Here is a 10,567-nt window from a genome sequence, read left to right as displayed (position 1 = left end):
GAGTCGAAGCCGCAGGAAAAGACGATGCGCGCGCCTGTCCGTTTCGCCTCTTCGTGATAGGCGTCGATCATGCGCCGCATCCAGGCCGGCTCGCCGCACAGATCAACATAGGCCGTGCCCGTGGCAGCGCACGCCGCCACAAGCTCGGGACCGTGGAGCTGATAAGGCCCGACCGTCGTGATGATAACGGCCGCACGCTCGCACATCGAACGCAAGCTGGCCGGCTCGGCCGAATCCGCCTGAACCAAAGGCAAATCGTCCGATCCGCCGATGTCGGCCCGCACCTTCTGGAGCTTGTCCGTCGAGCGTCCCGCAATAGCCCAGGACGGAGCATCATCGCCGCGATAGGACGTCGCCAGATATTCGGCGATGAGATGTCCGGTGTAACCCGTCGCGCCATAGACGATGAGGTCGAAGTCCCGCTTCATTGAACCGTACCATCGCGTTTGGCGGAGGATATCACAGTTCCCGCCTTTGGGGTGCGCAGAGCTGGCGGATTCAAGAGGGCTTGAACAGTGCCCGCTCGCGCTCCACCGTCTCGTGGATGTAATCGGCCGCCGCGCGGATTCGGGCCAGATCCTTGCTGTCGGCGTGCATCAGCATCCAGAAGGTGCGGGTGATCGAGACCTCGTCCGGCAGCACGGCTTGCAGCTCCGGATGGGCCGACGCCATGAAGTGCGGCAGCACGGCGATGCCGAAGCCGGAGATGGTCGCGTTGAGCTGCGCGATCAGGTTGGCGCTGCGGAATTTGGCGGAGATCTTTGGCGAGACCTGCGGCAGGTAGTCGAGTTCCGGGGTGAACAGCAGCTCCTCAATGTAGCCGACGAAGCGGTGCGCGGCGAGATCGGCGCGCTGCCTGATCTCCGGGCTGCGCGCCAGATAGGCGGGCGCGGCAAAGAGGCCAAGCGTGTAGTCGAGCAGCTTTCTTCCGACGATGCGGCCTTCCTTCGGCATGGTCAGACTGATGGCGATATCCGCCTCGCGCTTGGAGAGGCTGAACAGGCGCGCGGTCGCCACCAGCTGCAGGTCGAGATCGGGATACCGCTCGCTGAAGGCCACCAGCCGCGAGGCGAGGAAATGGCTGCCGAAGCCGTCGGGCGCGCCGATCCGCACGGTACCGGTCAGATGCGCGCGCGAGCCGCCGACCGCCTCCTGGTTGGCGACGATGGTGGATTCCATCGCCTCCGCACTGTCGGCGACGCGCTGGCCGGCCTCGGTGAGCAGGTATCCGCTCTTGCGCCGGTCGAACAATTTTGCCGAAAGCGACTGTTCCAGCCGGTCGACACGGCGGATCACCGTGGCATGATCGACGCCGAGCTGCCGGGCGGCAGCCGACACCGACCCGCCGCGCACGATGGCGAGTACGAAGCGGAAATCATCCCAGTCGATCATGCCGCCTTGATCCAGCATTTCCGCACATCTAAGGTGCAATATCTTGGACTTGAATCCTATAAAATGCAGGTCAAAAGGGTTTGTAAAGCGACCCAGAAGCGGATCGGCACGATCCGGACGGGCGAAGGGAGGTTTTCATGCGCTCAATCGGTCATTTCATCGGTGGCAAGGAAGTAAAGGGTACGTCCGGGCGGACGGCTGACGTGTTCGAGCCGATGACCGGCGACGTGCAGGCCAAAGTGGCGCTGGCATCCAAGGCTGAAGTCCGCGCCGCCGTCGAGAACGCCGCGCTCGCCCAGGGCGAATGGGCCAACACCAATCCGCAGCGGCGCGCGCGCGTGATGATGAAGTTCCTCGAGCTGGTGCAGCGCGACTACGACAAGCTCGCAGAACTCTTGGCACGCGAGCACGGCAAGACCGTTCCCGACGCCAAGGGCGACATCCAGCGCGGCCTCGAGGTCGTGGAGTTCGCCTGCGGCATTCCGCATCTGATGAAGGGTGAATACACGGAAGGCGCCGGCCCCGGCATCGACATCTACTCGATGCGGCAACCGCTCGGCGTGGTCGCCGGGATCACGCCGTTCAATTTCCCGGCGATGATCCCGATGTGGAAGTTCGCGCCCGCAATCGCCTGCGGCAACGCCTTCATCCTGAAGCCTAGCGAGCGCGATCCCGGCGTGCCGATGCGGCTGGCCGAGCTGATGATGGAGGCGGGGCTGCCGCCCGGCATCCTCAACGTCGTCAACGGCGACAAGGAGGCCGTCGATGCGATCCTCGACGATCCCGATATCAAGGCCATCGGCTTCGTCGGCTCGACGCCTATCGCGCAATATATCTATGAGCGCGCGGCGCAAACCGGCAAGCGCTGCCAGTGCTTTGGCGGCGCCAAGAACCACGCCATCGTGATGCCCGACGCCGACATGGACCAGACCGTCGATGCGCTGATCGGCGCAGGCTATGGGTCCGCGGGCGAGCGTTGTATGGCAATCTCGGTCGCGGTCCCCGTCGGCAAGACCGCTGCCGACCGCCTGATGGAAAAGCTGATCCCGCGCGTGGAGTCCTTGAAGATCGGCACCTCGGTCGATCCGTCCGCCGATTTTGGTCCGCTGGTGACCCGCGAGGCGGTCGAGAAGGTGAAGAGCTACATCGACGTCGGCATCAAGGAAGGCGCAACGCTGGCCGTCGACGGCCGCGGCTTCAAGATGCAGGGCTACGAGAAGGGCTTCTATCTCGGCGGTTCGCTGTTCGACAACGTCACCAGGGACATGCGGATCTACAAGGAAGAGATTTTCGGCCCCGTGCTCTCGGTGGTGCGCGCCCATGACTACAAGGAAGCGCTGGCGCTGCCTTCGGAGCACGACTACGGCAACGGCGTTGCGATCTTCACCCGCGACGGCGACGCCGCGCGCGATTTTGCGGCGCGCGTGAACGTCGGCATGGTCGGCATCAACGTGCCGATCCCGGTGCCGATCGCCTACTACACCTTCGGCGGCTGGAAGAGGTCGGGCTTCGGCGACCTCAACCAGCATGGTCCCGACTCGGTCCGCTTCTACACCAAGACCAAGACGGTGACTTCGCGCTGGCCGTCCGGCGTCAAGGAAGGCGCGGAGTTCTCGATCCCGCTGATGAAGTGATGGTGTAGCCCAGCCGTCATTGCGATCGAAGCGAAGCAATCCAATGTTGCCGCGAAATGGAAGATGGATTGCTTCGTCGCTTCGCTCCTCGCAATGACGACAACAACGAGCAGGCCGGAATGCAGTTCGCCCTCAACGAGGACCAGATCGCGGTTCGCGACATGGCGCGAACGTTTGCGGCCGAGAAGATCGCGCCGCATGCGCTGCGCTGGGACGAGGAGAAGCACTTTCCCGTCGACGTGATGCGCGAGGCGGCCGGCCTCGGCATCGGCGGCATCTATATCAAGGACGACGTCGGCGGCTCGGCCATGACGCGCTTCGACGCGGCGCTGATCTTCGAGGCGTTGGCGACCGGCTGTCCCACCGTCTCGGCCTTCATCTCGATCCACAACATGGCGTCGTGGATGATCGATGCCTATGGCAACGACGCCCAGCGCCGCAAGTGGCTGCCGAGGCTTTGCACGATGGAGCTGATCGCGAGCTACTGCCTCACCGAGCCGGGCGCCGGCTCGGATGCCGCCGCGCTGCGAACCCGTGCGGTGCGTGAGGGCGACCACTACGTCCTCAACGGGCAGAAGCAGTTCATATCAGGGGCCGGCGGTACGGATATCCTGGTGGCCATGGTGCGTACCGGCGGCGACGGGCCCGGCGGCGTGTCGACGCTCGTCATCGAAGGCAAGGCGCCGGGTGTGTCGTTCGGCGCCAACGAGCGCAAGATGGGCTGGAACGCGCAGCCGACCCGCGCGGTGATTTTCGAGAACGCTCGTATCCCGGTCGAAAATCTCCTCGGCGAGGAGGGCATCGGCTTCAAGATCGCGATGGCTGGGCTCGACGGCGGCCGCCTCAACATCGCCGCCTGTTCGCTCGGCGGCGCTCAGAGCGCGCTCGACAAGTCGCTGGCCTACATGAAGGAGCGAAAAGCCTTCGGCAAGCGCCTCGACGAATTCCAGGCCTTGCAGTTCCGCATCGCCGATATGGCCACCGAGCTGGAGGCGGCGCGGACGTTTCTGTGGCGTGCGGCCGCGGCGCTCGACCGCAAGGATCCGGACGCGACGATGCTGTGCGCGATGGCGAAGCGCTTCGGCACCGATGTCGGCTTCGAGGTTGCCAACCAGGCGCTGCAGCTGCATGGCGGCTACGGGTACCTCAGCGAATACGGCATCGAGAAGATCGTGCGAGATCTGCGGGTGCACCAGATTCTGGAGGGGACCAACGAAATCATGCGGCTGATCGTATCGCGCAAGCTGATCGAGGGCGGCCGATGAGCCAGGCGGCTGCCGTTGCGGGCGCCGAGCCCGACCTGATCGTGCGGCGCGAGGGTGCGGCGGGTATCATCCGGCTGAACCGCCCGAAGGCGCTCAACGCTATGACGCTCGAGATGTCGCTCGGCATCGATGCGGCGCTCGACCGGTTCGAGGCGGATCCAGCCGTCGCAATAGTGCTGCTGGAAGGCGCGGGCGAGCGCGGGCTGTGCGCCGGCGGAGACATCCGCGGCCTCTGGGAAAGCTCCAGGGTGGGCGGCGATCTCGGCAAGGTGTTCTGGAGCCAAGAGTACATCATGAACGCCCGGATCGCGAAGTTTCCAAAACCCTATGTCGCGTTCATGGACGGGCTGGTGATGGGCGGCGGCGTGGGTCTGTCGGCGCACGCCGGCCACCGCGTGGTGACGGAGAAAACCACGCTCGCGATGCCCGAGGTCGGGCTCGGCTTTTTCCCGGATGTCGGCGGCACCTGGCTGCTGTCGCATTCGCCGGGCGAGATCGGCACCTATTTCGGCCTGACCGGCCAGACCATGAACGGGCCTGACGCGATCTATTCAGGCTTTGCCGATGCAGTCGTGCCGACATCGAAATGGCCGGCGATGCGAGAAGCGTTGACCAAGGTCCGCGCCGGTGCAGCGGCGGCCGAGGTCAAGAAGCTCATCGGTGGCTTTGCGACCGGTGAGACCTCCGGTCCCGTCGCGGCGATGCAGGCGAATATCGACCGATGGTTCGGCCATGATCGCATGCAGGATATCGTCGCCGCCTTGCAGAGCGACGGTTCAGAACCGGCGCGGGCGACGCTGAGGGCGCTTGGCGAAAAGTCTCCGCGCGGCATGGTGGTGACGCTGAAGCTGTTGCGACACGCGCGCACCGCGAAGTCCCTCGAAGAATGCCTTGTGCGCGAATATCGTGCGGCGCTCCAGGTGTTCGCGAGCGACGATTTCCGCGAGGGCGTGCGCGCCGCCGTGATCGACAAGGATCGCCAGCCAAAATGGTCGCCGCCGCGCATCGAGGATGTCACGCCGGAGATGATCGCGCCATACTTTGCGGAGATCGGCGCTGACGAACTGAAATTCCCTTGATTCAGAACAACGACAGCCGGAGGAAACACATGGCAAACATCGCATTCATTGGGCTCGGCAATATGGGCGGGCCGATGGCGGCCAACCTGGTCAAGGCCGGGCACAAGGTGACCGCGTTCGACCTGGTCGCGGCCTCGCGCGATCAGGCCAAGGCCGACGGCGCCGCGATCGGCGAGAGCGCGGTGGCGGCCGTGACGGGTGCCGATGTCGTCATCACCATGCTGCCGGCCGGCAAGCATGTCCTCTCCGTGTGGAACGAGGTCGTGCCCGCGATGAACAAGGGCGCGCTGATCATCGATTGCTCCACCATCGACGTCGAAAGCGCCAAGCAGGCACATGCGCTTGCCGCGAAGCACGGCATGGGCTCGGTCGATGCGCCAGTCTCCGGCGGCACCGGCGGCGCCAAGGGCGCGACGCTGACCTTCATGTGCGGCGGCGACGAAAAATCATTTGCGGCGGCAAAACCCGTTCTGGAAGGCATGGGCAAGAAGATCGTGCATTGCGGCGGCGCCGGCGCGGGGCAGGGCGTCAAGATCTGCAACAACATGGTGCTTGCCGTATCCATGATTGCGGTCGGCGAAGCGTTCGCGCTGGCCGAGAAACTCGGACTGTCGCACCAGGCGGTGTTCGACGTGGTCTCGACCTCTTCGGGGCAGTGCTGGGCGCTGACGACGTACTGCCCGGTGCCCGGTCCGGTGCCGACATCGCCCGCCAACAACGACTACAAGCCGGGCTTTGCCACGGCGCTGATGGTCAAGGACCTGACGCTGGCGCAGGATGCGGCGAAGGCATCCGGGGCAGCGACGCCGCTCGGCAAGCATGCGCAGGAACTCTACAAGGCCTTCGATGCTGCCGGTCATGGCGGGGTCGACTTTTCCGGAATTATCCAGCACGTTAGGGGCCTTGCCGGGAAGTAACGGTCGTCATCTCTTGGGCGACGTCCCGGCACGCACAGCGGACGGCCGGACATGACGACTTTCAAGGAAGCCCAAGCCTTTTTGCTGCAGCACCGCACCGACTACGATGCTGCGGTCAAGGGATTTCGGTGGCCCGATCCGGTGCCGTTCAACTGGGCGCTGGACTGGTTCGATGCGGAGCTGGCGCATAGTCTCGACAGCCGCGACCGCGCGGCGCTCTGGATCGTCGATGTCGGCAGCGAACGCGAGACGAAACTCTCCTTCGCCGAGCTTTCGCGGCGTTCCAACCAGGTGGCCAACTTCCTACGCGCGCAAGGCCTGAAGCGCGGCGATCATCTGCTACTGTTGCTCGGCAACGTCGTGCCGCTGTGGGAAACCATGCTGGCGGCGATGAAGCTCGGCGTGGTCGTGATTCCCGCCACGACGCTCCTGACACCGGATGAGTTGCGCGATCGGCTTGATCGCGGCCGGGCGAGGGCAGTGGTCGCGACGCAGGATCAGGTCGGAAAATTTGCCGGTCTTGGCGACGACCAACTCGTGCGCATCGTCATTGGCGGGACGGGCAAGGACGGCTGGATGCCCTTCGAGGAGGCGTCGAAGGCTTCGGATGCATTCACGGTCGACGGCCCGACCAACGCAAACGACCCGATGCTGCTCTATTTCACCTCGGGCACCACGGCAAAGCCAAAGCTGGTACGGCACAGCCAGCGCAGCTATCCGGTCGGCCATCTCTCCACCATGTACTGGCTCGGCCTGCAGCCCGGCGACGTGCATCTCAATATTTCCTCGCCGGGCTGGGCCAAGCACGCCTGGAGCTGCTTCTTCGCACCCTGGAATGCGGGGGCGACGATCTTCATCGTCAACCAGCCGCGCTTTGAGGCAAAGGGGCTGCTGTCGATCATCGGCCACTGTGGCGTCACCACGCTGTGCGCGCCGCCGACGGTGTGGCGGCTGTTCATCCAGGAGAAGCTGTCCGACTTCAAGGTAAGCCTGCGCGAAGCCTGCGGCGCCGGCGAGCCGCTCAATCCCGAAGTGATCGACCAGGTGCGCGCCGCCTGGGGCCTCACCATCCGCGACGGCTACGGCCAGACCGAGACTACGGCGCTTGCCGGCAATTCGCCGGGCCAGAAAGTGAAGATCGGCTCGATGGGCCGCCCGCTGCCGGGTTATCGTGTGCGGGTGACCGATCACGACGGGCACGAGACCAAGGAGGGCGAGGTGACGCTGGTGCTCGGCGGCGATCGTCCCGCCGGCCTGATGCAGGGCTATCAGGGCGACGAGGGGAAACTATCCGGCACCGACGGCGATCTCTATCGCAGCGGCGACGTCGTGTTCGTCGATGACGAGGGCTATTTCACCTTTGTCGGCCGCTCCGACGACGTGTTCAAATCCAGCGATTACCGCATCAGTCCGTTCGAGCTGGAAAGCGTGCTGCTGGAGCATGAGCAGGTGGCCGAAGCCGCCGTGGTGCCGAGCCCCGATCCGATCAGACTCGCGATCCCCAAGGCTTACGTGCTGCTCGCGGCCGGCGTCGAGCGTGGCCCCGAAACGGCGCTGTCGATCTTCAAGCACATGCACACGCGCCTTGCGCCGTTCAAGCGCATTCGCAAGCTCGAGCTGGTGACGGAATTGCCCAAGACAATCTCGGGAAAAATCCGCCGCGTGCAGTTGCGCCGCCTCGAGCATGACAATAATCGTGAGGATGCGCTGCGGGGCCTCGAGTTCCGCGAGGAGGATTTCCCTGAGCTGGCGAAGGTGCGCACGGCCGGGTTGGAGACGAGCCAGTAATGAACGAAGTCTGGAAGAAGCCGCCGGTCTCGCTCGAGATTTATCGGGCCATGGTCGGCAAGGAGGTCGGCGTATCGTCCTGGCACCTGATCGACCAGAGCCGGATCAATGTCTATGCCGACGTGATCGAGGACCACCAGTTCATCCATGTCGACCCCGAGCGGGCGAAGAAGGAAACCGCGTTCGGCAACACCGTGGCGCACGGTTTCCTGACGATGTCGCTGCTGTCGATCATGTCCTACGAGGTGATGCCGGCGATCCAGGGCACGACCATGGGCGTGAACTACGGCTTCGACAGACTGCGCTTCCTCTCGCCGGTGCGCGCCGGCTCCCGCGTGCGCGGGAGATTCGTGCTGACGGAGGCAACGCTGCGCAAGCCGAAGGAGCTGCAGAGCCGCACCAATGTGACCGTGGAGATCGAGGGCGAGCAGAAGCCGGCGCTGGTCGCCGACTGGCTCGGGTTGATCTATTTCGCTTAGCCTCGAGCCGCCATGGCCGGGCTTGACCCGGCCATCCATCCTCTTCAGAAGAGCAATCTTTCTTGATGGATGCCCGGGTCAAGCCCGGGCATGACGAAAAGCGGGAATCTTTCGCATGACTATCAGGTTTGACGGACGCGTCGCCATCGTGACCGGCGCTGGCAATGGACTTGGACGGGCGCATGCGCTGGGGCTCGCCAGCCGGGGCGCCAAGGTCGTGGTCAACGATTTCGGCGGCGCGCGCGACGGCACTGGCGGCTCGCTGTCGCCGGCCGAGGCCGTGGTGGAGGAAATCCGCAAGGCCGGCGGCACCGCTATGGCCGACGGCGCCGACGTCTCGAACTTCACGCAAGTCAAAGCGATGGTGGACCGCGCCACCAAGGATTGGGGCAGTGTCGACCTGCTCGTCGCCAATGCCGGCATTCTGCGCGACAAGTCGTTCGGCAATATGGAGGTCCAGGATTTCGCCAAGGTGCTGGACGTGCATCTCGTCGGCACCTTCTATTGCTGCAAGGCGGTGTGGGACGGCATGCGCGAGCGCAACTACGGCCGCATCGTGCTCACCACCTCGTCGTCCGGCCTGTTCGGCAATTTCGGCCAGGCCAATTACGGCGCGGCCAAGGCCGGCATTGTCGGCCTGATGAACGTGCTCGCCGCGGAAGGCCGCAAGAACAATGTCCGCGTCAACACGATCTCGCCGACTGCCGCCACGCGCATGACGGAGGAGCTGCTGCCACCGCAGGCGCTGGAGCTGATGCGTCCCGAGGCGATCACGCCGGCGGTGGAATATCTGCTCAGCGAGGACGCGCCGACCCGAACCATCATGGGCGCCGGCGCCGGCTCATTTGCCGTGATCAGGATCATGGAGACCGAAGGCATCAACCTGCCGCCGTCCGAGTGGACGCCGGACGCGATCGCTGCGCACTTCAACGAGATCGCCGATCTGTCGACTGCGAAGGCATTGGAAGGCGCGTTCGAGCAGACGCAGAAATATGTCGGCCAGGCCGCCAAGCGCGCGGGGGTGAAGCTCTGAGCGACGTCGCCGTCATCGGCGCCGGTCCCGCCGGCCTGATGGCGGCCGAAGTGCTGGCGCGGGGCGGCGCCAAGGTCACCGTCTATGACGCGATGCCGTCGGCCGGCCGAAAGTTTCTGATGGCGGGGCGGGGCGGGCTGAATCTCACCCACAGCGAGCCGCTGCCGGCGTTTCTCGCGCGCTACCGCGAGGCGGCGCCGCGGCTTGCGGCGGCCATCGAGACGTTTCCACCCGATGCGTTGCGCGCGTGGAGCGAGGCGCTGGGGCAGCCGACTTTTGTCGGGAGCAGCGGGCGCGTGTTTCCGAAGGCGTTCAAGGCATCGCCGCTGCTGCGCGCCTGGCTGCGGCGGCTCGATGCCGATGGCGTGAGGTTCGCGTTCCGGCATCGCTGGGAGGGATGGGACGCGCAGGGCCGGCTGCAGTTTCGGACACCGGACGGAGTGCGCGCGGTCGCGGCATCCGCAACGGTGCTCGCGCTCGGCGGCGCCAGCTGGCCGCGGCTTGGCTCCGCTGGCGGCTGGGTGGAAATCCTTGCAGCGAAGGGTGTCGCGATCTCGCCGCTGAAGCCCGCCAACTCCGGCTTCACCGTCGCCTGGTCGGACATGTTTCGCGATCGCTTTGAGGGCCAGCCGCTGAAGGGCGTGGAATTGAGCATCAGGTCGCACACCGCGCGCGGCGAGGCGGTCATTACCCGCGCCGGCATCGAAGGCGGTACTGTCTATGCGCTCTCGGCCGAATTGCGCGATGCAATCCTGCGCAGCGGGCAGGCGACGCTGACGGTCGCGCTGCGGCCCGATCTCAGCGCGGACGGTCTGGCCAAGAGGCTCTCGGCGCCGAAGGGCAAGCAGTCGCTGTCGAATTTCCTCCGCAAGGCGGCCGGCCTTTCGCCTGTTGCCATCGGGCTGCTGCAGGAAGCCGCGAAAGCATCCGGCATGTCGCTGGCGTCGATGCCATCTGCTGATCTGGCGCGGTTCATCAAC

General features: G+C 65.2%; 10 protein-coding genes. 8 read left to right on the top strand and 2 right to left on the bottom strand.

Annotated features, from left to right (window positions below):
- Both ACT4OC_RS31060 and ACT4OC_RS31055 read right to left on the bottom strand, forming a co-directional pair.
- Positions 1-428: saccharopine dehydrogenase family protein (locus ACT4OC_RS31060; RefSeq protein ID WP_444842887.1), on the bottom strand; the 428-nt coding region annotated here is incomplete at its 3' end.
- Positions 429-498: 70 nt separating this feature from the next.
- The gene (locus ACT4OC_RS31055) at positions 499-1,410 is read right to left on the bottom strand and encodes a LysR family transcriptional regulator (RefSeq protein ID WP_444842886.1); all 912 of its coding nucleotides are present in this window, start codon (positions 1,408-1,410) and stop codon (positions 499-501) included.
- A gap of 119 nt (positions 1,411-1,529) precedes the next feature.
- Between ACT4OC_RS31055 and ACT4OC_RS31050 the strand changes: the two genes are divergently transcribed.
- From ACT4OC_RS31050 to ACT4OC_RS31015, 8 genes are all read left to right on the top strand, one after another.
- Complete coding sequence (locus tag ACT4OC_RS31050) at positions 1,530-3,026, top strand: CoA-acylating methylmalonate-semialdehyde dehydrogenase (RefSeq protein WP_444842885.1); 1,497 nt, start codon at positions 1,530-1,532, stop codon at positions 3,024-3,026.
- A gap of 119 nt (positions 3,027-3,145) precedes the next feature.
- Entirely contained in the window at positions 3,146-4,291 is a 1,146-nt protein-coding gene (locus tag ACT4OC_RS31045; RefSeq protein WP_444842889.1) for an isobutyryl-CoA dehydrogenase, read from the top strand.
- Positions 4,288-5,370: an enoyl-CoA hydratase/isomerase family protein gene (locus ACT4OC_RS31040; RefSeq protein ID WP_444842884.1), complete on the top strand. Its 1,083-nt coding sequence runs from the start codon at positions 4,288-4,290 to the stop codon at positions 5,368-5,370. Before ACT4OC_RS31045 ends, ACT4OC_RS31040 begins: the two co-directional genes overlap by 4 nt.
- 29 nt (positions 5,371-5,399) lie before the next feature.
- Positions 5,400-6,287 carry a 3-hydroxyisobutyrate dehydrogenase gene (mmsB, locus tag ACT4OC_RS31035; protein ID WP_444842883.1) on the top strand — a complete coding sequence of 296 codons (888 nt, stop codon included), beginning with the start codon at positions 5,400-5,402 and terminating at the stop codon, positions 6,285-6,287.
- 51 nt (positions 6,288-6,338) lie between these two features.
- Positions 6,339-8,075, top strand: a complete 1,737-nt coding sequence (locus ACT4OC_RS31030; RefSeq protein ID WP_444842882.1) for an AMP-binding protein — start codon at positions 6,339-6,341, stop codon at positions 8,073-8,075.
- On the top strand, positions 8,075-8,554 hold the full coding sequence (locus ACT4OC_RS31025) for a MaoC family dehydratase (protein ID WP_444842881.1): 480 nt from the start codon (positions 8,075-8,077) through the stop codon (positions 8,552-8,554). The genes ACT4OC_RS31030 and ACT4OC_RS31025 overlap by 1 nt, the downstream gene beginning before the upstream one ends.
- A 115-nt stretch (positions 8,555-8,669) precedes the next feature.
- On the top strand, positions 8,670-9,587 hold the full coding sequence (locus ACT4OC_RS31020) for an SDR family NAD(P)-dependent oxidoreductase (protein ID WP_444842880.1): 918 nt from the start codon (positions 8,670-8,672) through the stop codon (positions 9,585-9,587).
- A partial coding sequence (locus ACT4OC_RS31015) for an NAD(P)/FAD-dependent oxidoreductase (RefSeq protein ID WP_444842888.1) occupies positions 9,584-10,567 on the top strand: 984 nt, incomplete at its 3' end. The genes ACT4OC_RS31020 and ACT4OC_RS31015, both read left to right, overlap by 4 nt.

Source organism: Bradyrhizobium sp., assembly GCF_052389815.1.
GTDB lineage: Bacteria > Pseudomonadota > Alphaproteobacteria > Rhizobiales > Xanthobacteraceae > Bradyrhizobium.
Note: the sequence above shows the minus strand (reverse complement) of the source record. Positions and strands in the feature narration are given on the sequence as shown.